Here is a 23,045-nt window from a genome sequence, read left to right as displayed (position 1 = left end):
CTGCGAGGGAGCCCATAAAGAACGGAGACAGCTGTTCTGTAAGTTCCACTTGCAGAATAATTCGGAACAGGAGTAACGTTCTGCTACAGCAAAAAACGGGGATGACCCATGGCCGTAGAATTAGCACTATCTGCAGATACCGTTCGTATGATTGTACAAAAAGCGCGTGCCGTTTCCGTAAGCCTGCCAGATACTTATGAGGACGGGCATGAAGGGGATGTTACCCTTGATCCGGAGACGCTGGACAACGCGCATCTTCACGACGGCCTCGCGGAAGAAGAAAATGACGACTCATCCGCAACCGAACTGAAAGAAATCATCGAGGATCTCAACATCGACGAAGCGACTGAACTGGTTGCAATCGCGTGGATCGGACGGGGTGATTACGAGACAGGCGACCTGGACCTGGCCTTCACGGAAGCCAGAGAACGAGCCAATTCTCCGATAGCTACCTACCTCTTAGACCTGCCGCTCTTGCCTGATTATCTCGAGGCCGGTCTCGAAGCTCTAGATCTATGAGAAAATATGGGAACTAGCAGTTTTGCAATTGAGCGATCTGCTTAAGCTCAACCTGTGGTATCTCGAACACACCAAAATCCAGTAATATAGTAACTCTGTAGTCGATGTAATCCGCGTTATCAGGCCCTTACTCAGAAACACAACTGACCGGGGTCACAGGGGGAAACAATGAGCACTTCGCCATTTGAATACCATCGCCAAGATCAGACCAGTCACACTCAATCACCATGGCCAGTAGCGGCCGCGTTAATAGGCGCTTTTGTCGGCGTAATGTTTCTGGTTCTCTTTGTATTCTAACCGCCAGAAATTAGCCGACCCTTCATGAGAGAAACTCAACTTACCCTATAAGTAGACGCTTGCAGGGCACATACGCTTGAAGTACATCTTCGAGATGACTAGGGCATCTGCAAACATTCTTCTTCTTATGGCTGGCCTCATTTGGGGCATAGCATTTGTTACGCAATCCACTGCAATGGAGAGCCTCGGCCCCTTGCAATTTACCGCTATGCGCTTTCTTCTGGCCGCTCTAGTGGTAATTCCGTTTGCACTCCGAGAACGACGCGTTCATTCCACCAGGAAGATCAGCAAAGCCCATTGGCCCATGATATTTATCGTGTGCGTCAGCTTTACGCTTGGAACAGTGCTCCAGCAATTTGGTATGCTCGTCACCTCTGTCACCAACGCAGGCTTTCTAACTGCCGTTTACGTTGTGCTGACCCCAATTCTGGTGAAGGTCTTCTTCAAAGGGCACCCGAATTTTCTCGTCTGGCCCGCCAGCATAATAACCTTGCTCGGCATTTACCTGCTCGGTGGCGGACTGACCACCTTGAACATGGGCGATGCATTCATGTTGATCTGCGCCTTCTTCTGGGCCTTGCAAATGATCTACATGGGCAAAGCTGCAACCAGCTCAGGCCGCCCGATTGCCATTGCAGCACTGCAATTCACCTTCATTGGCGTGGTCACGCTCATCATCTCATTCTTTTACGAGACCTATACTCTGCAAGCCATTCAGGATGCATGGTTTGAGATCTTCTTCGCGGGCGCCCTTTCCGGTGGTGTCGCCTTCACGTTTCAAGCCTTCGCTCAGCAATGGACCACCCCATCAGACGCAGCGATCATGCTGTCCTCCGAAGCCCTCTTTGCAGCACTGGCAGCGGCATTCTTCCTGGGAGAGAGGCTCCCATTTGCAGGAATATTCGGCTGTGCCCTGATCTTCGGCAGCATTCTGCTGGTGGAAGTTGGCCCGCACTTCATCAAATTCCGACGAACGCCCGTCCCTGAATAGTCGCGCGGCATTTAGATCAAACTACAAAAAAAGGCAGCCAACAAGCTGCCTTTCGCGCGCTACGCGCCATACCCATTTATGCACAAGAAGCTTATTGCGCCTCCAGCTTATCCAGTAGCTCGATTAGTTTCTTGCCCTTGCGACCACCCGGCACAACAGATCGGCCACCAGCAATATCTGCAGAACCATCCCCCACATTGATCAGCATCGCCATGCCAAAACGCCCATGCAAGCCACAGGTGACACCGTAAATGCCCGGTGTGTCAAAGGTAACGGACCGATCTGCATCAAGCTTGTTAAACTTAAAAGAGGGTCCACCATCCGGTGTCATTTTCTTGATCGAAACAACAGTGTGGTCGCCGTCAAAATTATCAAATGAAACCGTTGCTCCAGCAGGCACTTGCAACAAATCAGGTTCAAAGCGGAACATGTGTGACAGCTTGGATGCACTGGCGTCAGTCACCTGACTAACAGAGTAAGTTTTTGCATCCTCAGCCAGCGCGCCGCCCAATAGAAGCGCGCTTACAAAAAGAGCTGATAAAGTCGTTTTCATGGGAGATAACTCACTTGCAATTCGGAACTATTATCAACATGCGCTGCAAAAAAGCTGGCCACATTGATCTAACGCAGCCAGCTCAAAAATAAAGCGTATTCCCGATTTAACGGCAAACAGCTCTATAGGCTCTACTTCCTGTAAGTCCGGGTTCCCGGACGCCCGCCTGAGCTTCGCCCGCTGGCAGTTCTGCGTGGCTTCTTCTCGGTTGAAGCGCCTGCAGGAGTTGGCATGTCTGTCCCCGGCCCCATTTCATCAAGGCCCGGTTTGTGAACCTTGCTTTTGCTGGCGCCTTCTTTCTTGGCATTTTCTTTCGGCAAATTGCCTGCCTTGCCGTATTTTTTGGAACCGCTAAACCCACCGGCTTGCTGCTCCACCGTCCGTTGCCGCGCCATAGGGTCATCAGAGATCGCAAGCTCGGTTACCTGAAGTCGCTTAACCTCATCCCGCAAACGAGCCGCTTTTTCAAACTCAAGATCAGCCGCCGCTTCGCGCATCTGTTTCTCAAGGTCCTCAATATGCCCCTTGAGGTTGTGCCCGATCGTAGCCCCTTCCTCAGCAAAGCCAGCATCGACAGAAACGTGATCTTGCTCGTAAACGCTTTCCAAAATATCGCCTATGGAACGCTTCACGCTTTCCGGCGTAATCCCGTGCTCCACATTGTATTCTTCTTGCTTGGCCCGGCGGCGGTCGGTTTCCGCAATCGCCCGTTCCATAGAGCCGGTCATCCTGTCCGCGTAGAGGATAACCTTGCCGTCCACGTTACGCGCCGCACGACCAATGGTCTGAACCAATGAGGTTTCAGAGCGCAGGAAGCCTTCCTTATCCGCATCCAGAATGGCAACCAGCGCACATTCTGGAATATCCAACCCCTCACGCAGCAAGTTAATCCCGATCAACACATCAAATGCACCAAGGCGCAGATCGCGTAGGATCTCGATCCGTTCCAGCGTATCAATATCGGAGTGCATGTAACGCACCCGCACACCGTTCTCGTGCAGATACTCGGTCAAATCCTCCGCCATCCGCTTGGTCAACGTTGTCACCAACGTCCGATAACCCTCAGCCGCCTTTTCGCGCACCTCGCCCAGCAAATCGTCAACCTGTGTTTTCGCAGGGCGAATCTCGATATCAGGATCAGTCAAACCAGTCGGGCGAATAACCTGCTCAGCAAACACACCGCCTGCCTCGACAATCTCCCAGTTACCGGGGGTCGCAGAAACAGCAACAGTTTGCGGGCGCATCGCATCCCACTCTTCAAACCGCAAAGGTCGGTTGTCCATACAAGATGGCAACCGGAAGCCATACTCTGCCAAGGTTGCTTTCCGGCGGAAATCGCCTTTGTACATGGCACCAATTTGCGGCACAGTCACATGGCTCTCATCAACAAAGACCAAGGCATTATCAGGCAGGTATTCAAACAGCGTTGGCGGCGGTTCACCCGGCGCACGTCCTGTCAGGTAACGGGAGTAGTTCTCAATACCTGCACAGGCGCCAGTGGCTTCCATCATCTCCAGATCAAACGTACAGCGCTGGTCCAACCGCTGCGCTTCCAGCAATCGGCCACGATCATTCAGCTCCTGAAGGCGATGTTTCAGTTCTGCCTTGATCGACTTGGTGGCTTGGTTCAGCGTTGGCTTCGGCGTCACATAGTGCGAATTCGCGTAAATTTTCACCAGCTGAAGCTCGCCGGACTTTTTACCCGTCAGCGGATCAAACTCTGTGATGGTCTCAACCTCATCACCCCAAAGAGAAATACGCCACGCCCGGTCCTCATAGTGCGCCGGGAACACTTCAATGGTATCGCCCCGCACTCGGAACGTACCACGCTGGAAGGCCACATCGTTGCGCTTGTATTGTAGCGCCACCAGATCAGCCAGCAACTGGCGTTGTTCAATCTTCTCGCCAACCTCCAGCTGGAAGGTCATCGCCGTATAGGTCTCAACCGAGCCGATACCGTAGATACAGGAGACCGATGCAACAATGATCACATCATCGCGCTCCAGCAAAGAACGTGTAGCCGAGTGCCGCATCCGATCAATCTGCTCGTTGATAGAGCTTTCCTTCTCAATGAAGGTATCCGTCCGGGCCACATAGGCTTCCGGCTGATAGTAGTCATAGTAGGAAACAAAATATTCAACGGCATTGTTCGGGAAGAAGCTTTTAAACTCACCATACAACTGCGCGGCCAGCGTCTTGTTGGGGGCAAGGATCAAGGCCGGGCGCTGGGTCTGCGCGATCAACTGCGCCATGGTAAAAGTCTTACCCGACCCGGTTACCCCAAGCAGAACCTGCGTTTTATCACCATCCCCAAGACCTGACTTCAAATCAGCAATCGCTGTGGGCTGATCCCCTTTGGGTTCAAACTCGGATTGAAGCTCAAAAGGAATACCACCCTCAGACTTTGAGGGGCGCTCAGGACGGTGCGGAACCCATGCATCCTCACCAGACTCATCAGACCGGCCCTGCTCAATCAACCGGGCTAGCGCCTGTACAGTCGCTGTTGCTCCGGTGAAAATGTCTTCCTTGACCTTCTTACTCTTCTTCTTGGTATCCTTCACATGAGTCGCAAGCAGCTTTTCCGCTTCTTCCAGCGAGATATCCAACCCAGCAACCGGGTTCAAGCCACCCTTCGCCCGCTCACGCGGATCATTGGTCGCCCCCATGGAGGTTCCACGCGCGGACTTAGCCGGGGCCTTCTTCGCCTTTGCGGCTGGCTTCTTGGCAGCAGGCTTTTTTGCGGGCGCAGCCTTTTTCTTAGCCGGCGCCTTAGCTTCAACAAGCTGCTCAGCTTCTTTAACCGCCTTCAATTCAGACAGGTCTTCCTCAGCTATCTGCCCAGCCCAGTCTGAGATCGAACCAGACAACGGACTGCCAGATAATGCAGATTGCGGAGCCTCTCCGAAACCGGAAGCAGCTTCATCGGACTCAGGAAGAGAAGAAGACTTGGAGGATTTTGTAGGGCGCTTTGTCATGGGCACACTATGCCGTGAGTCATTTCGAAAAGAAAGTATGTTCTTACTTCGTTCCATCACCTTCAAGTAATCATCCTCTTAAATTGTTAGATTGCTTTTAAACAGCAACGTTGCTCTCCCTTAACCAGCGCACGCGCATTAAATTGAGTGTGTCCAGAGGTTGCCGCAGACTAGTCCTCAACACAGAAAAGCGAGCGCGACGCTCCTTCTCATCACAGCCGAGCAGGACCAACAAAATGAAGAACAAGAATTTAGGCCTCAGTGCAGCCTCCGCATTCGCTGCAAGTCTGTTCCTGGCCGCGTCAACCCAAGCTGCCCCCCCGCAAAACGTCAGCGGCGAAGTGTTGGTGCCTCTCAACTATGTAGCAGGCTTAAAAGAAGACGGTTTGCTGGACCCATCTGTGACAAAAGCCTGCGAAGATAAATATGAAATCAAAATGGGGAAGGAAATATTCGTTGAATACCAGATAAGCGCAACACAAAACAAAGCCGTCGCCTTGGTAGAAGACACTGAAGTGAAGCTCACACCGCTTGGCATCCCTGATACCTATTCCTTCACATCAGACAAAATGCCCGACGTCCTGAAGAAGAAAGGCTTTATGCGTCTTATCTTTACGATGGAAGATGACTTCAATGATGAGGTGGTTCACATCATAGCAGCAGGCGATAAGCCAACGGATAAATGTTTCCTCAGCACCGAAGCTTTCAGGCTGAGACAATAATTGCAGATGTCATGCAAACATCAAGCAAGGAACAGGTCTCCATTACCCTCACTTTCAGCAGTAGTGCTCTTTAGTTATGCGTTACTCGCAGGAACGTCATCTAAAGCCGAACTGATTTCTGAAGAGCTCCTCCTAGTCATTGCACACTACGGAACTGCAGTAACTTCAGGACCGGCATCCTCCGATATGACAGGGCACTGCCAGTCCATATTCGCTAAGTTAAAGGACACAGCAGTGCTTGTTGATTATGAAATCAACACAAGTTCAAGCGGCTCGTATGCAGAAATCGCGATAGCAGGAGAAGTCATCAAACTGACAGCACACCCCATCAAAGCCCACTACAAATTCTTCAGCAACACCTTGCCAGCACGCCTCGTTAACTTAGGCGCTCAAGCCGTTATTTTCAGGCTTAACAGAGCGTTCAGACAACCATCCGTCGAAATAATTTTCAGCAACAACGACCAGTTCGAATGCCGCCTCACAGCCACTCTCCCAAAATAAAAAAGGCCGAAGGATCTCTCCTTCGACCCCAAAATTTCATAGGTAATATCGTTTAAAACGCGACACGGATCTTTGAAGAAACAGCAAAGTTCCAAGAGGAGTCGTATTCGTAGTCTGTGTTGACTTCAGCGACGTCTGTACCAGTGGTTCTCGCAATATTGTATGAACCTTCTCCAGCAGTCTTATAAATAGCACGACCACCAAGAGAAAACTTAACCTTCTCAGTTACATCGTAAGATCCACCTAATCCAAGAGCGTAAAAATCAGAATATGGCCCACCAATACCTTTATCCCATGTCAAAGTGCTGCCAACGCTAAGTTTTTCAGTCAACTGATGACCAACTCCAGCTTCAACAGTCCAACCATCTGAGTAGCCTAGATCACGCACAACACTAGAAGGGGCTCTCACATCAGCACTGGTAAGGTTTACTGCCAGCTTATTAAGTACGCTCCAATCAACCCATTTTACACCGAGCGAAACCAACCAGCCGGGCGCAACGCCACTTTGAACTTTAGCCTCAATGGATTGCGGTAAAGACGCTTCGGCTGATGCTTCCGCAGATATTGGACCACCCAAAAGTGCTGGCAATGAGATCCCAAAATCACCATCGAGATTGAGGTCAATCTCCGACTCATAGGCAACCAGTGCACGCAATGCAATTTCCGGCATTTCGAAGGCAGCGCCTAGTCGGAAACCATATTCACGGTCAGTATTTACTTCCAAAGAAACATCTGTAGAATCATATTTTGGCGCAGTTGATGGTGGAACTATGAGAGTATTAGAAAGCTGCTCGTAATCAACGGTTACGGAGCGAACCCCACCAAACACACGAAGGAACTTCCCCGATGAGACCTCGTGCTTATAGCTCAACATCGCGTCAATACCGAGCGACTCAGCGTTGGTTTCACCAATCGCAAACTTACCATTCCAGTCAAAACCAGGTTGCTCGCTAATAACGTAGGGCTGATTGATGCGTGCAAAGAAATCAATATTGTCTGTAAGGCCAATCTTCGCAGAACCGGAATTTAACCAGACATTGGGGGCGATATCACCTGCACCATTTTTTCCTGGATTTTTAGCCACTGCATCGGCAGGATTGCCACCAATCGTGGTCTTAGCATTCTTGAAATCAACATTACGATCCGCGTAAGTCGACTGCCCCTCAAACGCAAATTTCTCTTTTGCAAACAACAGATCGTAATCTGCAATGCCTTCGGTAGACCAACCGCCTGCAAATGCAGACGCAGGTAAAAGTGATACCGCACAGCCAAGAACGGTCGTTCTTGCTAATACTTTGAGAACTCGCATGTCCCCTCCCCCTCATTGTTCGCTAGATTGAGCGTCAAAGCGCGCAATCAATTGCATCTTCTATAAGCGGGAACACTTGCCTAAAGCACGGAAAGTAAACGTCATCTCAGACGCGGCTTAAGCAATACATCCATACCCAACGACCACTGAATAATCAGCGTTGCAGTGCATCCCCCCCAGTTTGCTAAGCAAGCCGGAAAACTCATGAATGTATGCATATCTCATTGTGAGAATTATTCACCCCACCCTTCGTATAAGTACTGAGTGAATACATGGGGTCATGGTTTTTTATACATCAACCCCACGCAAGGTAATCAAGTAAAGGCAAAGAAGAGGAGCAAATAAAATAAAACGGCCACAAAGGAGCTGGTTAAGTATGAGACTATAGTCAACCTTACCTATACGGAAATTACTTAGGAGTTTTGATATAGCATCTCGAAGAAACAACCATGCCCATTTCTCCACAAAATCGTTGCCAAAATACAACAAAATAACTGCATCCTGCACAGTTCATACACAAAGCAGACAAAATAAAAGCCAGAGGCAAGACCTCCAGCTCTTATTCTCAAATGACCCTGAGTGAGTCTCTATGATTTACTCAGAATGATACGCGAATTTTTGTATTTACCGCAAACGCCCAAGATCCATCATACTCATATTCATTCACAGTATGGCTAGCGAGATTATTAGCATTCCCGGAACCCGATGTCTTGTAAATAGCAGCTGTCCCTAGCGTAAATTTGACATTTTTGTTGGCCGCATAGGAACTGCCGAAGCCGACTGTGTAAGTATCAGAATAACTTCCACCTACACCACGATCCCACTGCAAAGAACTACCCACGCTCACTTGTTCATTCAGCGCATGACCAACACCGGCTTTAACCGTCCAACCATCTTTGAAATTCAGTTTACGGTGAACAGTTTCATTACCCGCAGCGTTTGTTACAGAAAGGACGTCAATCACAGACCAATCAACCCATTTAACACCAGCGCTCACTAACCAACCCGGGGCAACACCAGACTGCACATTAAGCTCAACGGCTTGTGGCAAGGTCAGAGACGAGAAGCTATCAAACTTGGCCAGCCCTGTTACTTCTGTATGGCCTTCAAGATCAGCGTTAATTTCAGAATCATAGATTAGGCTCGCACGCATGGCATAGGCTGGCACCTCATAAGCAACACCAACACGCCATCCATATTCCAACCCGTCTGACTTCAGATCCACTACCGCAGGCACACCAGCGGGGTGCGCAGCCTGTGAATAGTAAGTCATATCCATAGCTCTAGCACCGGCGATTGCCCGCAGATATCGCCCTTCACCCACTTGGAATTTGTAGGAACACGTCGCATCAATCGCAAAAGTTTTTGCTTGAGTCTCGTAACCGGAAAATCGTCCTCTCCAATCATGATCCATCTCCTCCTCAATTGAAAACGGATTGTTTATCCGGGCAAGACAATCCGCATTGTCCATCATCCCGAATTTTATAGCTCCTTGGTAATTCCAAATATTTGGCGTCGCACGAGAGGAAACTGGACCGGTAGTTACTCCAGTACCACCGGAATGACTTGCCTCAGTCACATCATAATCAACATTGCGGTTGACATAGGTAACCGAGCTCTCAACCACAAAGTCCTCTGGCGCGTACAACAAATCCAACGAGCCAATGCCAAGCGTGTCCCAAGCGCCAGCAAAAGCGGCTCCTGATCCAGCTAGTGCAAAACACCCCAATGCAACTCCCCGTGTTGCACTTTTTAAAACACCCATGTTCTTCCCCCAAAAAAACACACAGGCCGCACAGGAACGCTCCCGATCTGGCCTATTTTGGAAGGAGTGCAAGGACACGCAAAAAAAGAAAACGAACTATAATTTTGAACAATACATAGTTTTAAACGTAAAACATGAACTGAAAAATTATCTAAGCTCAAATTCTAGAAACTTCCCTCAACACCACTTCAATAATACGTATGTATATTTACCGTAGTGCATATTACCCAAGCTATTATTCAGGTCAATACCATCATATTGGATAATCAGGCATATATAAGCTTCTACTTCCCTTATGTAAGCAGAATAATACGACAACAAATGACTTGAGTTCAAATGGCCCGATCTAGCTAAAATTGAATTAGCTCTGACTTTTCGGTATGTTACGTAAGGGGAAGTTACAATGCTATTTTTGTCTGGAGACGCAGCATGCCTTAGTCGAAGCCTCAGAAAATTAAGTAGGTGGGAATTCGCATTTTTCACAATGTAATATATGAGCAACACTCTTAACCCGCCGAAATAGGCGACAACCAGCTCAACACAACAACACAGATTCTAAGGCAACAAGCACGCTTGAAAGACCTGTCCCGCGTCTTTACGTAGATTTGCATCGTTCGGTGACGCCAACAAAGCTTGCCACTGTCCCTTCGCCTTCAGTCGATCAGACGTGCAGCTACATGCCAACTCACATTGCTTCACATCTACTGTCTGACTGCAGGATGCGACACACGAGCTTTGGAAGTTTCGTGTTTGAACATCTCCAAACAAACCCAGATGCAAAAGCGCCCAAACCGTTCCAAACAGGATCGGCTGATGTAGCAGATAAGTTGCGAGCGAATGCCGGCCAAACCACGCAAAACAACGCATAACAACGTGTGGCGACGCAGATCCACGCAAGACCCGAAGAAGACCAAAACGCGTTAGGATATCCCCGCAACCCACACCAAGCAGAACTGGCCCGAGCCAAGGAATAAGTGGCACATAATCAACGGAGATTTCTGGCAGTGAGTTCAGCCCAAGCCAAAAAAACTGCCGGTATGGGAGAATGTAATCCCCCAGCCCAATATACAGCGCGATGACACCGGCCCCACATAGCAACGCAAAAGCGTAGTGCAACCGCACAAACGGCAGGGCAATCAAGCTGGAAACCACAATGGAATGCAATATTCCAAATCGAACCCATTGATCTTGAAAGATAAAGTAAGTCACGACGGAGACCGCAAGCGCAGCTATAGCAACGCGGATTTCCCGCGTCCAAAACCGTTCCCAGCGAATTCCGTTTTTATGCCCGAGAACCAGACTGAACCCAACCAGAAACATAAAACTCCCGGCGATAATCTGCGCAAAATGTTGCCATGCAGGCGCACCAGAAACATCCCACCCCACAATACCAAACCAGGATAGGTCCCAGGACAAGTGGTAAACTGCCATTGCCAGTAAAGCTAATCCGCGTGCGGCATCCGCGAGAATAAGTCGACCAGGCAATGTGTTCTGTTGCACGTTGTTCCCTTTCAATCCTTCGAAGAGATCTTTGGAATAATCCAAACACCCCGACAATCTTCAGAAAGAATAAACCAACTCCCCAATCCATAAAGTCTCTCCGCTCCCTAAACCCAAGGAAATTCTGTATAAATGGGAGACAGAAATGACTAAGAGGACATGAGATGTCGTTGAATAACAGAGGCTTAATACGCAAAAGAAGCCGCGTTTATGCTCTGGTCATATTGACTGCTGCGATCATTCTTGTGTTTGTCACATTTATCCTCCGCCCTCATCACACTGAAATTGCAACAACCTCTCAGTGCGGCGAGGCATCGTGGTATGCGCTCAGATCTCAAACGGCCAATGGGGAAATGATGGACCCTAGCAAGCTAACGGCTGCCCATCTCACGCTCCCAATGGAAACGCAGGTTATGGTCACCAACCTATCAAACGGCAAAACGTTGACGGTTAGAGTGAACGATCGAGGCCCTTATGCAAAGAGCAGGCTCATAGACCTTTCCAAAGCGGCGGCGATTGAGCTCGACTTCATGGACAATGGTGTTACACCAGTTCGAATAACAGTAGCAAATGAATTCAAGAAATACCTGACAGGACACGCATGTAAAAAATAACACGTAACTTCAGCTTTACTTCAGAACTTCTAAATGAATAAATTTTTAGGACAATTCAATTACAACAAAGGAGATATGCGTCCATGAATAAACAATAAATAAGAGCTCAATTGCTATGGTATCATCGAGTAAAGCACGTTCAATTCTTGTGGCCTCACTACTTATTGTATCATCACAGGCCTATTTCACTGCACCCATTGAGGCAAGCGTACCCCTCGCTGTTCCCGTAGGTAACAGATTGAAGGCTCAGCCCAACATCCCCAACGCGTCGGCCACACGCACCAGTGCCTTCAATCGCACCTATGAAAAAAAATTCAAACGCATCCTGTCCGTTTTGAAACGTGAAGACAGGCTTATCTCCCGCATTAAAAAAGTTGCAGACCTCTACAGGATTGATCCTATTCACATTTTGGGTGCGATCGTCGGAGAGCACACCTATAATTACGATAGTTTGGACAGCGCCCAGAGCTACTATATGAAAGCCCTGCAGTACGCCAGAATACCGTTTTCATTCCAATATGATGGCGAGAAAATCTGGAGTTTCATTCAAAGACCCCAATTCAACAAATGCCAGAGAGAAGAAACAAGCAACGGCAAATGGCGTTGTTATGAACTTGTCTGGAACAGGACGTTCCTCGGCAGAAAAGTGGATGGCATCAAATATCCGCGAGAGCGTTTTCATCGAACCTTTTTCAGACCCATGTTTGCGGGACAAAGTTTTGGTCTGGGGCAGATAACTCCCCTGACTGCCCTCAAGATGAATGACATGGTCAATACCATTAGTGGCCTGCCAAAGTTGAACCCGAAGGACGCTTCAGGTCTCTACAAGACAGTCATGGATCCCGCAAAGTCCATTCATTACACGGCAGCTGTTCTGAAAGACGCCATTGATGCCTATCGCAAGGTAGCCAATGTCGACATCTCATTAAACCCCGGCCTCACATCCACACTCTACAATCTAGGAAACCCCTGGGAACGCGCAATTTCTTTCAGAAACAAGCGTAATGTCAGGCCGGCCCTCCTGCCAAGAGAGAATTATTATGGCTGGCTCATAAACGAACGGATTGAAGACCTCAGAGCCTTGCTTAAATGAAAAAGGGAGCTCAGGCTCCCCTTTAGAACAACAAACACAAGGACCCTATTTAAGGAAAGGGTTTGTCTTTTTTTCCTCGCCAATCGTCGAAGCTGGACCATGCCCCGGCAGGAACGTGACATCATCGCCAAGCGGGAGCATCTTTTCCTTAATGGAGGAAATCAGTGTTGCATGGTCACCACCCGGCAAATCAGTACGACCAACAGAACCTGCAAACAGCACATCACCAGAAATTGCAAGCTTCATATCTCGGTTGAAGAACACCACATGACCGGGCGCATGACCAGGACAATGCAGCACATCAAATTCAACGCCACCGGCTGTAACGGTGTCTCCGTCCTCAAGCCATTGATCCGGTTCAACTTTACGAACTGAAGCCAAGCCGAATTGTTTGGCCTGCTCCTCAACACGCTCAATCAACGGACGATCCGCTTTATGAGGACCAATGATTTTAATGCCTAGCGTTTCCGCCAGTTCAGTTGCACCGCCAATATGGTCAATATGACCGTGCGTAATAAGAATGTGCTCAACAACCACATCAAGCTCTTTAAGAGCCGCCAAAATCTGGTCTACATCTCCACCTGGATCCACCACGACAGCTTTACGCGTGTTTTTGTTCCAAACAATGCTGCAGTTTTGCTGAAAAGCAGTCACAGGAACGACTGTGATCTGCACCTCTGAAAAATCTGCCTTGTTGCTGGTATCAGTCATTATCGGCTGGTCTCCAAATGATGAATTTTCAGCAACATACTCCAATGAGATTTAATGGACCAGTCTATAGAAAACCTCGCGCTTGACAGGACTCAGCAAATATTATGATTTTCAAATATAACCAAGGCTACAAGTCCAAATAAATACCATTTTAGATTGCAATCACAGTCTAACATGCAAATTTCGGCTGTACTCTGAAAAAAACTTCAAATTTCTGGAGTTAAACAAAGGCAAATAATCCAATTTTCAACGATATGCCCCCTATATAATATGGATTTACGTTAGCCTTCCCTAGGAAAAGCTTGCTCTATTACCCGACTGAACCCTATGATATGTCGCACATTCGCAAATACTGGCTGTGATGTTCTGACCAGTACTATTAGCTGAGCAAGCATATCAGTGAGTATTTGCAGTGTATGGCAGGTAGGAGCTCTTAACCAAGGCACCACTAAGACATTTGATTAGTTTTTTTATTTGTTTTCGGCTGGAGCATTTGGCTTTGACAAAGCGAGTACATGCGGACACTGGCAGGTTTCTGTCCGCAGGAAAGGCGATATTGTAATGCATAATGGGAATTCGGGTCGTCGGCCGCGCAGCAAACGAGGCGGCAAGCGCGAATTTGGGGATTCGCAAGATTTCGGCCCGGAATTTGGGGCACCCTCTTATTTTCCAAGCGATACCGGGCGTGATGCCTACGCGCCTCCTCCAGTAGAAAGCGGTAACAGAGGTCTCTTCGGCAACCGAGGACCGGGAGCAAACGGCGGAGACCGAAATGATGGCTATCGTGCAAATGGGCACGGCGATAATAACCGCAGTGGTGGCGAAGGCGGCGGCGGCGGCTTCCGGGATGGTCCCGATGGTGGTGGTGGCAGCGGCGGACGACGCAGTTATCCACCAGTAGAGCGTGGGCCACGCCAATCAGGTATAGTTAAATTCTTCAAGCAAGATAAAGGCTTTGGCTTCATCACACCAGATGAAGGCAGCACCGATGTATTCGTACATATCTCAGCTGTAGAACGCTCTGGCCTGACCACACTTGATAGCGGTCAAAGTATTTCCTTTGAGACAGAACCAGATCGCCGTGGCAAAGGTCCAAAAGCAGTCGAATTACGACTGGAAGACGGAGCTGCTGCGACTGCTGAGGAACCACAATCTCAGCCAGAAATGGCGGATGTGGGTCAAGATTAAAAGACCTACCTCCCTATTCTCATCTTTTTCTAAAGGCAGCATCGAGCTGCCTTTAGTTTTTCTGTAAGTCTAAATCCACGCCCATCCCATAATGTTCCTTGTTTCTTGCGCTCTCCTCAGACTATAAGCTCGAAAACGGTATGCTGAGAGAAACAGGCGCGACCAACACCAGCAGTCACCCGCACCAAAGCGCTTCACCAAGGACTGACGTCACCCAAAATGAATTATCGCCACATCTATCACGCAGGCAATATCGGCGACGTGCTGAAACATGCCGTGCTCGCAAACATCCTGATGTACCTTCAAAAGAAAGAGGGTGCCTACCGTGTGCTGGACACTCATGCAGGCGTCGGTCTTTATGATCTGACCTCGGAGAAGGCGCAGAAAACGGGCGAGTGGCAACAGGGCGTCGGCAAAGTACTGGAGCAGATCGATGAGGCTCCTGAGGGCGTTAAGCAGGCGCTTGCCCCTTGGTTGGAGACTGTTGGGAATCTTAACCCAGGTGGTGGTGTGCAATTTTACCCAGGGTCCCCTGAAATTGCCTGCATGCTGGCCCGAAAGCAGGATCGTCTGACGTTGACAGAACTTCATCCAGAAGATTTTGAAGAGCTGAAAAACAATTACGGCGGGGACAAAAAAGTCAAGGTTATTGCCTTGGATGCATGGTTAGCATTGGGTAGCTTCCTTCCGCCAAAAGAACGTCGCGGCGTCGTGCTCATCGACCCCGCCTATGAAGTCGAAGATGAATTTGACCGTTTGGCAGACGGCATTATTCGCGGGTGGAAACGCTGGCAGACGGGTATTTTCGCCATTTGGTTCCCAGTTAAAAAATTCCGCGCTGTCAGACAACTCATTGCTACACTTGAAGAAGCTGGCATTCGGAACACGATTAAAATTGAGCTTTCTGCAGGCGTGGTAAGTGACGATGCGGCGATGAAAGCCAGCGGCATGATTGTCATCAACCCACCCTGGACACTCACCAAGGATATGAATACTGCACTTCCATGGCTTTGCAAAACCCTGACACAGGGCAAGAATGCAGCATGGAACGTAGAACAGGTCATTCCTGAGTGACCCCTCAGAACCTTTGATTGACCCACAAACGCAAATCACTGATTGCTTAAAGCGCAGGGTTAAAGCCAATGCGCTTTTTGTATCTCGTCGCGCCTCTTCTGAGGCTGGTGCATTCCCGCTTCCTGCAGGCAATTCATATTGCTTCAGAACATGCCAGCCTTTCCATGGAGAGAGTTTATGCGCGCGAGATCCCTACTTAGACTACTGACAGCAACCGTATTGAGTATTGCAACTGGGGCGACCTACGCAGCGGACTTGGTTCCCCCCGGCTCCTATGATGCCTCCATGCCTCAGATCGACGAAGAAGACCTCATTGATCCCGATGACAAGGTGTATTTTGGTTGGTCCGGTGCATATCTACCTGAGTGCGACTCCGGCAAAGCCCAAAGAGCTGTTGCTCGCCGTATCGCACGAGCTGTTCCAAGCTATTACGATGGCCGGAAAATCAAAATATTAGAAGAAATTCGCGAGTCTGATTTTACAATACGGCGACCCAGCCCAATTGCCCGCCGTTATTGCAATGGCGTCGCAACTCTGACCGATGATACCCGTCACCGCATCTATTATGCTCTCATCCAATATGATGGATTCCTTGGCCTATCCTGGGGCGTTGAGGCCTGTCTGGATGGTCTCGACAAATATCGTGTCTACGATGGGGAATGCCGAACAGTGCGGCCTGAACAAGAAATTATTCCCCGCTAAAGCGTATTGCCGAAAAGTCGGTCCGAAAGGCGGACAACAACATGCGCTTAGCAGAGATGCTACATCATGCCCCGTAGGACTGTTCGGCTGTGTGCCTTAAGCTCACCAGTAGATCAGCCCTACGGTGCACCAATCCTATGAAATACTATCTCGCCTATGCCAGCCACGATGGTCAGACCAAAAAGATCATTGGTAAAATCGCAAGCATCCTTGAAGACAACGCCCATGAGATGGTGTTTCTCCCACTCACAACAGGGCAAGAGCACCTTCCCGAGGATCTGAATAAGTCATGTTTGCTGATTGGCGCGCCCGTTCGCTACGGCTTTCACCTAGTTCCAGTTCGTAGGTTCATCACGAACAATCTGGTAGCTCTCAATGCCGCCCAAACTGCCTTCTTCTCTGTAAACCTCACTGCCCGCAAGCCAGAGAAATGCACGCCACAAACCAACGCTTACCTCAAGAAGTTCTTGGTAAAATCAAAGTTCCTCCCAAAACACTGCGCTGTTTTTGCAGGGGCATTGAATTATCCAGATTACAAACCGTGGGATCGCATCATGATTCAGCTCATTATGCGCATGAGCAAGGGGCCAACAGATCCAAAGCTCGCCATCGAATTCACGGACTGGAACGCAGTCCACGGCTTTGCAGAGGAATTGGCAATCTGGCAACCAGCTCAATCCTAACAGAGTGAAGCTACTTGCATTTTCAGCAGAAACACGGATATCGTGCAGTCCACTAATCACGAAATCAATTGTGTCTTACAGGTGGCTGCTATGCAAACTCTTCGTTCCTCCAGCGCTTCTCCATTTGGCCGGAAAATCAAACTCGCTCTGTCTGTTTTGGGCCTCGCGGATAAGGTGAAGGTGGATCTCGCCAACACTCTGGACCCAGAGGATAATCTACGCGCTCAAAATCCACTTGGCAAAATCCCATGTCTCATTCTGGAAGACGGAAACGTGTTGTATGACAGTCGCGTCATCACCGAGTATCTGGATTACATGGCAGGCGGTGAGAAACTCTTCCCTGCTGGTGCAGAACGTTTCGACGTCCTGACCCAACAAGCTTTGGCAGATGGCATCTGCGATGCGGCCATTCAGATCGTATATGAAAGCCGTATGCGCCCTGAAGAGAAGAGACATCAAGACTGGGTAGATTATCAGCAGTTAAAAATAGACCGCGCTTTGACTGCGTTTGAAAGCAACCCGCTTCCCCAAGTTCAACACAACTCACCAAATGCAGCTCAAATCGCTCTGGCATGCTCTCTAGGATATCTGGACCTGCGTTTTGGCGGTGAATGGCGTAACTCCTATCCGAAGTTGGTTGCATGGCTGGAAGATTTCGCATCCAGCGTTCCTGCCTTCGATAAAACACGCCCTGAATAAAGCTTATCCAGAAAGTCGTCACCAAGATGATCACTCTTCGAACGTCCCCCACGTCCCCTTATGGGCGGAAGGCGAGAATTGCAGTAGCGGTTTTAGGCATTGAAGATCAGGTTCAGCTCGATTGGGCAGATACCAGAGCAACAAGCGGATCGTTGTACGACCAGAATCCACTTGCCAAAGTTCCAACTGTACTGCTGGAAAATGGAGATGTCGTCTATGACAGCCGGGTTGTGCTTGAACTTCTGGACCAGATGGCTGGAGGCGGCGTTATCATTCCCAAAGGCGACACACGCATCGCAGTGCTCACAAAGCAGGCAATGGCCGATGGTATCGTCGATGCGGCCATTCAGGCGCAAATCGAAACAAGAAACCACCCGGAAGAGCATTGGAACAATGTTTGGATAGAGCGTCAGCTCGGCAAGGTTAATCGCTGTTTGAAAGCCTTCAACGACAATCCATTACCAACACCAGAGCAATCCAACGGCATTCCTGACTGTGCTCAGATCGCACTGGCCTGTGCATTGGGTTATCTTGACCTACGCGCAAATGGCGACTGGAGAAAAGACAACCCGGATCTGGTAAAGTGGCATACCGCCTTTATTGAGCAGGTCCCAGCTTACGACGCAACACTTGCTCCGGAAATGCTGGAAAAGAGCTAATCTCGCCCACCAAACGCAAAAAGGCACGTGCTCATGGCACGCGCCTTTTCTTTTACGGAAACCCGCAAAATTAGAACTTCACAGAAACACCTGCGCGAACAAGGTTCTCGCTCAGATCTGTTTTGCTTTCTGCGCTATCGAAATCAAACTTCTGGTCACCAAAGTCCTGGTAAAGGTATTCAACACGTGCAGTAACCATGTCAGTTACAGCATGTTCAACACCGGCACCAACAACGTAACCAACGATGTTTTTGTCGTCTTTGCCAGAACCACTTTTAGCAGTCACGTTTTTGAACGCCGCACCACCTGTACCGTATACAAGTGTACGATCGAATGCGTAACCAGCACGACCACGAACAGTCGCGTTCCAGTCAGACTTCAGCTCTTCAGCAGAATCTTTTTCAGAAAGGTTGTTGTACTGAATGTCAGCTTCTGCACCAAGAACAATGCTTGGAGCAACTACGAAGTTATAACCAGCATGCACACCAACGGTTACACCGTTCTGATTGTCATCAAGAACGCCGGATGTGCCATTTTTGCCATCAGCACCAAGGAAACCCCAGCCCGCGTTGGCACCAATGTAAGCGCCAGACCAGTCGTACGCAGAAAAGGTAGCCGGTGTTTCGTAAGAAATTTCAGGTTGTACTGGCTGAGGGATGTCAGCAGCAAGGGAAGTGCCAGCCATAAGGCCAAGTGCAACAGCGGTACAAGACGCAATACGCAGCATGTATTATTCTCCAATTATTATTATGAGTAGAATGCATACAGCGCACCCACTCAGGGAGAGCACTCAAATAAGAACGCCCTAAGATGGAGCAAGTTATGATTTGATTTTGTGGCTGGATCTGACGCGAATTCCGGTAAATTCAAGGCAAATTTCGGAAGAAATATGGCATTTCTATCAACTATCTGTTTACGCTAGGTGATCTAACCTAACGTGCGAGCATTTTCTATTCACAAGTTGGTATCAACGGTGTTGCATTGGGCAATGTTATTGGCTCTAGCGTCTTTGATCTGCTCGCCATCATGGGCATCACAGCGACAACAACCCCAATTGCTGTCCCAGAGCAGATCCTCAACTATGACATTTGGATCATGATGGCCTGTGCAGTTCTGCTCTACATCTTTGCAGCTCGCAAAATGAGCCTTGGCAAAACTTGGGGTATTTTCCTCAGCTTGGCTTACGCCGCTTATATTTACGGCGTATTTGCATTAGACCCCATCTAAATTACGGATCATCAACGACGCAGACCATAACGCATCCCCGATGAATCGGATAAGGTGCGTTGTGCCTATCCCCGTCACAAAACATTGAGAGTTTTCGGACCATGACAAAATCCACATCAGACATCCCTGCTCAAGCAGAAGAAAATGTCGATGTGCCCGGAAAAAGTCCCGAGATCCTTTTTGAGAACAACGCCACGCCCCGCAACCCGGGAGTAAAGGGCGCTGAAGTCATCGCAGATTTTGTTAAACGCCTCCCGCTCGGCCCTGGCGTCTATCGCATGTTTGATGAAGACGGTGAAGTTCTCTATGTCGGCAAGGCACGGTCACTCAAAAAGCGTGTCACCAGCTATACGCGCCTCCAAGGTCAATCCAACCGCATCATACGGATGATCATGGCAACCGCTGGCATGGAGTTTGTTGAAACCTGCACCGAACCAGAAGCCTTGCTGCTGGAAGCCAACCTGATCAAGCGCCTGCGCCCCCGGTTCAACGTGTTGCTGCGTGATGATAAATCCTTCCCCTACATCCTGATCAGTGCAGACCATGAAGCGTCGGCACTCATCAAGCACAGGGGAGCACGCGCTCGAAAAGGGGATTATTTCGGTCCGTTTGCCTCAGCTGGCGCAGTGAATGACACAATCAACGCCATGCAAAAAGCGTTTCTCATTCGCAATTGCTCAGACAGCTATTACTCAAACCGAACCCGCCCTTGCTTGCTCCATCAAATCAAGCGATGTGCAGCCCCGTGTACCGGCGAAATCTCTGTAGAGGACTACAAAGGCCTCGTTGCAGAAGCTAAGTCGTTCCTCTCCGGCAAAAGCCAGCTCATCAAAAAAGATCTGGCAGTGGCAATGGAGAAGGCTTCCGAGAACCTAGACTTTGAGCAGGCTGCTGTTTATCGGGACCGCATCTCCGCCTTGTCCCACGTTCAAAGTCATCAAGGCATCAACCCTCAAAATGTTGAGGAAGCAGACGTTTTCGCCACCTTCCAGGAAGGCGGACAAACCTGCGTTCAGGTCTTCTTCTTCCGTACGGGACAGAACTGGGGCAACCGCGCCTACTTCCCTAAAGCGGATAAGAGTTACGAGCCTACTGAAATTCTGGAAAGCTTCCTCTCCCAGTTTTACGATGACAAGCCACCCCCGCGTCTGGTGCTACTCTCCCATGAGTTGGAAGAACAAGACCTCCTAGCGGAAGCCCTCAGCGCCAGAGCCAACCGTAAGGTCGAAGTTTTGACTCCCAAACGCGGTGAAAAGCGCGAGCTGGTGGAACACGCACTCACCAACGCGAAAGGTGCACTTGGCCGCCGATTAGCTGAAACATCCAGCCAACTGCGTCTCCTGAAAGGCGTTGCAGAAGCTTTTGGTCTGGATCGCACTCCACGCCGGATTGATGTTTTCGATAACTCCCACATCTCCGGCACCAATGCCGTGGGCGGAATGATTGTTGCTGGGTCCGAAGGCTTTGCCAAAGGCCAGTATCGCAAATTTAATATCAAGTCGGAAGATCTAGTCCCGGGCGATGATTACGGCATGATGCGCGAAGTCTTGTCCCGACGTTTCGCGCGTCTGATCAAGGAAAACCCGGAAGGCTATGAGCAAGCAGGCCGTTTTGCGGGAAAAGCAGAGACCCCGGTTCAAAGCAACGAAGAGGAGCAGGAAGCCTCACTCTCCAATGCAGACATCCCGGCTTGGCCCGATCTGGTTTTGATCGATGGCGGCAAAGGCCAGCTCAGTGCTGTACGCGAAACACTGGAAGAGATGGGCATCACCGATATCCCACTTGTCGGCATCGCAAAAGGGCCGGACCGTGACGCAGGCCGCGAGAAGTTCTTCGCCACAGGAAAGCAGAGTTTCATGCTGCCCGAACGCGACCCGGTGTTGTACTTCGTTCAGCGTATGCGCGATGAAGCTCACCGCTTTGCTATCGGCACTCACCGTGCCCGGCGCAAAAAAGCGACCATCGCAAACCCACTGGATGAAATCGCTGGCATCGGCCCGGCACGCAAACGCTCACTCCTCCACCATTTTGGCACCGCAAAAGCTGTGTCCAAAGCAGGCGTCGATGATCTCACATCCGTTGAAGGCATATCAGAGAGCATTGCGCAGCTGGTCTACAATCACTTCCACGAATAAACGCGCTCGCACGGGTTGCGTGTTGGAAAACAACAAAACCTGTGCGATACCCTCGGTGAATTTCATTTCGTAAAAAAGGTAAATACCGTGCAGTCCTTCATGGCATTTTTGCAAAAAGAAAGAAATGCCTCTATTCTGTTGCGTCTGGCACGAGCTGGAACCATAGCCGTGACAATGCTGCTGCTCCTGACCTTTCTCCTGCCCGGTAACTTGCTAACCGAAGCCTCTGCGTTTTTTGTGCCGCAACTCATTGCCCTTGGGTTTACCGGACTGCTCATCTGGATTGTTCTGGCCAAGGTTCTGCATTGGCTCCATATCGCGTCTCTCTTGGGATTGGCGTTATCAGGGTATTGGATGGTCACGGCCATACATCAGGTGGTCCAGTCACCCATCGTTTCAGCCAATGGGTCTGAAACGATCGAGCTGAAGGTCATGAGCCTCAACATTCTGCATATGATGTTTGAAAAGCAAGCCCTTCAGGAAATGATCGAAAGTCAACAACCAGACCTGATCAGCTTTCAGGAAACAGCCAGCGCATCGCCAAGGCTGAAAGCATTCCTTTCAAAAAACTACGAATATTCCGTTTTGCCACCGAAAAATCATGACACAGACATCACGCTCTTCAGCAAATATCCGCTTAGAAATGCGGAGATGATCTATGTTCCTGATTTGAAAGAAGGCTCTCATATCCCGAAAGAATTCTTAAGCACAAAAGTCGAGGTTGATGGGCAGCTCCTACAGCTTTATGCAGTCCACCCTGCCAGCCCAAGAGGCCCAAACCGTTTAGAAGGCAGAACAAAATATTTTTCATACCTAACCAATCATATAAAAATCCAGGCAGATAAAGACCCCCTGGTAATAATCGGAGACTGGAACACACCCGTCTGGTCAAATACCTTCCAAAGGTTATTAGAAGAGCTAAATCTTAAAACTGCTCTCACCGGTATTCTCCCGCAAACCACCCGGTATTTCCTACACTCGTCTCTGAAAATCCTATTTGGCTCAAAGGTCGATCACATCGCGACCTCGCAGAATGCAACAATTGAAAACCTCATTATCGGCGATGACATCGGCTCCGACCATTTTCCAGTTTTCGCAACCATACGTTTTTCTCCATAGAATGACCTA

Annotated in this window: 21 protein-coding genes and 1 pseudogene; 15 read left to right on the top strand and 7 right to left on the bottom strand. The window is 49.4% G+C overall.

Features of this window, described 5'->3' with window-relative positions:
* The first annotated feature begins 108 nt into the window (after positions 1-108).
* Entirely contained in the window at positions 109-519 is a 411-nt protein-coding gene (locus BLS62_RS23400) for a DUF3775 domain-containing protein (protein WP_093186958.1), read from the top strand.
* Between the two features lie 373 nt (positions 520-892).
* Positions 893-1,807 carry a DMT family transporter gene (locus BLS62_RS23395; RefSeq protein WP_208991055.1) on the top strand — a complete coding sequence of 305 codons (915 nt, stop codon included), beginning with the start codon at positions 893-895 and terminating at the stop codon, positions 1,805-1,807.
* Positions 1,808-1,898: 91 nt separating this feature from the next.
* Here the strand turns inward: BLS62_RS23395 and BLS62_RS23390 are convergent, their stop codons facing one another.
* Together BLS62_RS23390 and uvrB are read right to left on the bottom strand one after the other, a co-directional pair.
* Positions 1,899-2,360 (bottom strand): plastocyanin/azurin family copper-binding protein, encoded by a 462-nt coding sequence (locus tag BLS62_RS23390; protein ID WP_093186953.1) that lies wholly within the window; start codon positions 2,358-2,360, stop codon positions 1,899-1,901.
* A gap of 131 nt (positions 2,361-2,491) precedes the next feature.
* Complete coding sequence (uvrB, locus tag BLS62_RS23385; RefSeq protein WP_093186950.1) at positions 2,492-5,335, bottom strand: excinuclease ABC subunit UvrB; 2,844 nt, start codon at positions 5,333-5,335, stop codon at positions 2,492-2,494.
* Between the two features lie 236 nt (positions 5,336-5,571).
* Between uvrB and BLS62_RS23380 the strand changes: the two genes are divergently transcribed.
* Together BLS62_RS23380 and BLS62_RS30835 are read left to right on the top strand one after the other, a co-directional pair.
* Entirely contained in the window at positions 5,572-6,057 is a 486-nt protein-coding gene (locus BLS62_RS23380; protein ID WP_093186947.1) for a hypothetical protein, read from the top strand.
* Complete coding sequence (locus BLS62_RS30835; protein WP_143521591.1) at positions 6,058-6,558, top strand: hypothetical protein; 501 nt, start codon at positions 6,058-6,060, stop codon at positions 6,556-6,558. It begins immediately after the preceding gene.
* A 52-nt stretch (positions 6,559-6,610) separates the two neighbouring features.
* Here the strand turns inward: BLS62_RS30835 and BLS62_RS23370 are convergent, their stop codons facing one another.
* The 3 genes from BLS62_RS23370 to BLS62_RS23360 form a co-directional block, all read right to left on the bottom strand.
* Entirely contained in the window at positions 6,611-7,867 is a 1,257-nt protein-coding gene (locus tag BLS62_RS23370; RefSeq protein WP_093186942.1) for an OmpP1/FadL family transporter, read from the bottom strand.
* Between the two features lie 598 nt (positions 7,868-8,465).
* Complete coding sequence (locus BLS62_RS23365; protein ID WP_093186939.1) at positions 8,466-9,632, bottom strand: OmpP1/FadL family transporter; 1,167 nt, start codon at positions 9,630-9,632, stop codon at positions 8,466-8,468.
* 555 nt (positions 9,633-10,187) lie between these two features.
* A complete protein-coding gene (locus tag BLS62_RS23360) occupies positions 10,188-11,132 on the bottom strand; it encodes a heparan-alpha-glucosaminide N-acetyltransferase (protein WP_093189487.1) in 945 nt (314 codons plus the stop codon).
* A gap of 164 nt (positions 11,133-11,296) precedes the next feature.
* Between BLS62_RS23360 and BLS62_RS23355 the strand changes: the two genes are divergently transcribed.
* Positions 11,297-11,746 carry a septal ring lytic transglycosylase RlpA family protein gene (locus BLS62_RS23355; RefSeq protein WP_093186936.1) on the top strand — a complete coding sequence of 150 codons (450 nt, stop codon included), beginning with the start codon at positions 11,297-11,299 and terminating at the stop codon, positions 11,744-11,746.
* Between the two features lie 115 nt (positions 11,747-11,861).
* Entirely contained in the window at positions 11,862-12,839 is a 978-nt protein-coding gene (locus BLS62_RS23350) for a DUF1402 family protein (RefSeq protein ID WP_093186934.1), read from the top strand.
* 45 nt (positions 12,840-12,884) lie between these two features.
* Here BLS62_RS23350 and BLS62_RS23345 read toward each other — a convergent pair whose 3' ends face one another.
* Positions 12,885-13,550, bottom strand: coding sequence for an MBL fold metallo-hydrolase (locus BLS62_RS23345; protein WP_093186932.1), 666 nt, complete (start codon positions 13,548-13,550; stop codon positions 12,885-12,887).
* Between the two features lie 924 nt (positions 13,551-14,474).
* On the opposite strand from BLS62_RS23345, the pseudogene BLS62_RS32840 reads away from it, so the two are divergent.
* The 6 genes and pseudogenes from BLS62_RS32840 to BLS62_RS23315 form a co-directional block, all read left to right on the top strand.
* Positions 14,475-14,663 (top strand): annotated as a pseudogene (locus tag BLS62_RS32840) (cold-shock protein); the annotation flags it as partial.
* Between the two features lie 294 nt (positions 14,664-14,957).
* On the top strand, positions 14,958-15,812 hold the full coding sequence (gene rlmJ / locus BLS62_RS23335) for a 23S rRNA (adenine(2030)-N(6))-methyltransferase RlmJ (protein ID WP_093186927.1): 855 nt from the start codon (positions 14,958-14,960) through the stop codon (positions 15,810-15,812).
* Positions 15,813-15,989: 177 nt separating this feature from the next.
* A complete protein-coding gene (locus tag BLS62_RS31785) occupies positions 15,990-16,514 on the top strand; it encodes a hypothetical protein (RefSeq protein WP_208991054.1) in 525 nt (174 codons plus the stop codon).
* Positions 16,515-16,651: 137 nt separating this feature from the next.
* On the top strand, positions 16,652-17,197 hold the full coding sequence (hemG, locus tag BLS62_RS23325; RefSeq protein WP_093186923.1) for a menaquinone-dependent protoporphyrinogen IX dehydrogenase: 546 nt from the start codon (positions 16,652-16,654) through the stop codon (positions 17,195-17,197).
* Positions 17,198-17,287: 90 nt separating this feature from the next.
* Positions 17,288-17,896, top strand: coding sequence for a glutathione S-transferase family protein (locus BLS62_RS23320; protein ID WP_093186920.1), 609 nt, complete (start codon positions 17,288-17,290; stop codon positions 17,894-17,896).
* Positions 17,897-17,922: 26 nt separating this feature from the next.
* Positions 17,923-18,555 carry a glutathione S-transferase family protein gene (locus BLS62_RS23315; protein WP_093186916.1) on the top strand — a complete coding sequence of 211 codons (633 nt, stop codon included), beginning with the start codon at positions 17,923-17,925 and terminating at the stop codon, positions 18,553-18,555.
* A gap of 70 nt (positions 18,556-18,625) precedes the next feature.
* Here the strand turns inward: BLS62_RS23315 and BLS62_RS23310 are convergent, their stop codons facing one another.
* Positions 18,626-19,282 carry an outer membrane protein gene (locus tag BLS62_RS23310; RefSeq protein ID WP_093186912.1) on the bottom strand — a complete coding sequence of 219 codons (657 nt, stop codon included), beginning with the start codon at positions 19,280-19,282 and terminating at the stop codon, positions 18,626-18,628.
* A 254-nt stretch (positions 19,283-19,536) separates the two neighbouring features.
* Here BLS62_RS23310 and BLS62_RS23305 point away from each other — a divergent pair, with 254 nt between their 5' ends.
* The 3 genes from BLS62_RS23305 to BLS62_RS23295 all read left to right on the top strand — a co-directional run bounded on the left by BLS62_RS23305 (position 19,537) and on the right by BLS62_RS23295 (position 23,036).
* Positions 19,537-19,782 carry a hypothetical protein gene (locus tag BLS62_RS23305; RefSeq protein WP_208991053.1) on the top strand — a complete coding sequence of 82 codons (246 nt, stop codon included), beginning with the start codon at positions 19,537-19,539 and terminating at the stop codon, positions 19,780-19,782.
* A gap of 101 nt (positions 19,783-19,883) precedes the next feature.
* Positions 19,884-21,917: an excinuclease ABC subunit UvrC gene (gene uvrC / locus BLS62_RS23300; RefSeq protein ID WP_093186909.1), complete on the top strand. Its 2,034-nt coding sequence runs from the start codon at positions 19,884-19,886 to the stop codon at positions 21,915-21,917.
* A 99-nt stretch (positions 21,918-22,016) separates the two neighbouring features.
* The gene (locus BLS62_RS23295; protein WP_208991052.1) at positions 22,017-23,036 is read left to right on the top strand and encodes an endonuclease/exonuclease/phosphatase family protein; all 1,020 of its coding nucleotides are present in this window, start codon (positions 22,017-22,019) and stop codon (positions 23,034-23,036) included.
* Positions 23,037-23,045 lie beyond the last annotated feature (9 nt).

It is taken from the genome of Pseudovibrio sp. Tun.PSC04-5.I4, assembly GCF_900104145.1.
In the GTDB taxonomy this organism is placed as follows: domain Bacteria; phylum Pseudomonadota; class Alphaproteobacteria; order Rhizobiales; family Stappiaceae; genus Pseudovibrio.
The sequence above is the reverse complement of the archived record's forward strand: the minus strand, read 5'-3'. Positions and strand labels throughout refer to the sequence as shown.

What these genes read in the sequence shown, in the direction of transcription:
- BLS62_RS23400 (WP_093186958.1), top strand. Translation starts at nt 109, where the DNA reads ATGGCCGTAGAATTAGCACTATCTGCAGATACCGTTCGTATGATTGTA.
- BLS62_RS23390 (WP_093186953.1), bottom strand. Translation starts at nt 2,360, where the DNA reads ATGAAAACGACTTTATCAGCTCTTTTTGTAAGCGCGCTTCTATTGGGC.
- uvrB (WP_093186950.1), bottom strand. Translation starts at nt 5,335, where the DNA reads ATGACAAAGCGCCCTACAAAATCCTCCAAGTCTTCTTCTCTTCCTGAG.
- BLS62_RS23380 (WP_093186947.1), top strand. Translation starts at nt 5,572, where the DNA reads ATGAAGAACAAGAATTTAGGCCTCAGTGCAGCCTCCGCATTCGCTGCA.
- BLS62_RS23370 (WP_093186942.1), bottom strand. Translation starts at nt 7,867, where the DNA reads ATGCGAGTTCTCAAAGTATTAGCAAGAACGACCGTTCTTGGCTGTGCG.
- BLS62_RS23365 (WP_093186939.1), bottom strand. Translation starts at nt 9,632, where the DNA reads ATGGGTGTTTTAAAAAGTGCAACACGGGGAGTTGCATTGGGGTGTTTT.
- BLS62_RS23355 (WP_093186936.1), top strand. Translation starts at nt 11,297, where the DNA reads ATGTCGTTGAATAACAGAGGCTTAATACGCAAAAGAAGCCGCGTTTAT.
- BLS62_RS23350 (WP_093186934.1), top strand. Translation starts at nt 11,862, where the DNA reads ATGGTATCATCGAGTAAAGCACGTTCAATTCTTGTGGCCTCACTACTT.
- BLS62_RS23345 (WP_093186932.1), bottom strand. Translation starts at nt 13,550, where the DNA reads ATGACTGATACCAGCAACAAGGCAGATTTTTCAGAGGTGCAGATCACA.
- rlmJ (WP_093186927.1), top strand. Translation starts at nt 14,958, where the DNA reads ATGAATTATCGCCACATCTATCACGCAGGCAATATCGGCGACGTGCTG.
- BLS62_RS31785 (WP_208991054.1), top strand. Translation starts at nt 15,990, where the DNA reads ATGCGCGCGAGATCCCTACTTAGACTACTGACAGCAACCGTATTGAGT.
- hemG (WP_093186923.1), top strand. Translation starts at nt 16,652, where the DNA reads ATGAAATACTATCTCGCCTATGCCAGCCACGATGGTCAGACCAAAAAG.
- BLS62_RS23320 (WP_093186920.1), top strand. Translation starts at nt 17,288, where the DNA reads ATGCAAACTCTTCGTTCCTCCAGCGCTTCTCCATTTGGCCGGAAAATC.
- BLS62_RS23315 (WP_093186916.1), top strand. Translation starts at nt 17,923, where the DNA reads ATGATCACTCTTCGAACGTCCCCCACGTCCCCTTATGGGCGGAAGGCG.
- BLS62_RS23310 (WP_093186912.1), bottom strand. Translation starts at nt 19,282, where the DNA reads ATGCTGCGTATTGCGTCTTGTACCGCTGTTGCACTTGGCCTTATGGCT.
- uvrC (WP_093186909.1), top strand. Translation starts at nt 19,884, where the DNA reads ATGACAAAATCCACATCAGACATCCCTGCTCAAGCAGAAGAAAATGTC.
- BLS62_RS23295 (WP_208991052.1), top strand. Translation starts at nt 22,017, where the DNA reads ATGGCATTTTTGCAAAAAGAAAGAAATGCCTCTATTCTGTTGCGTCTG.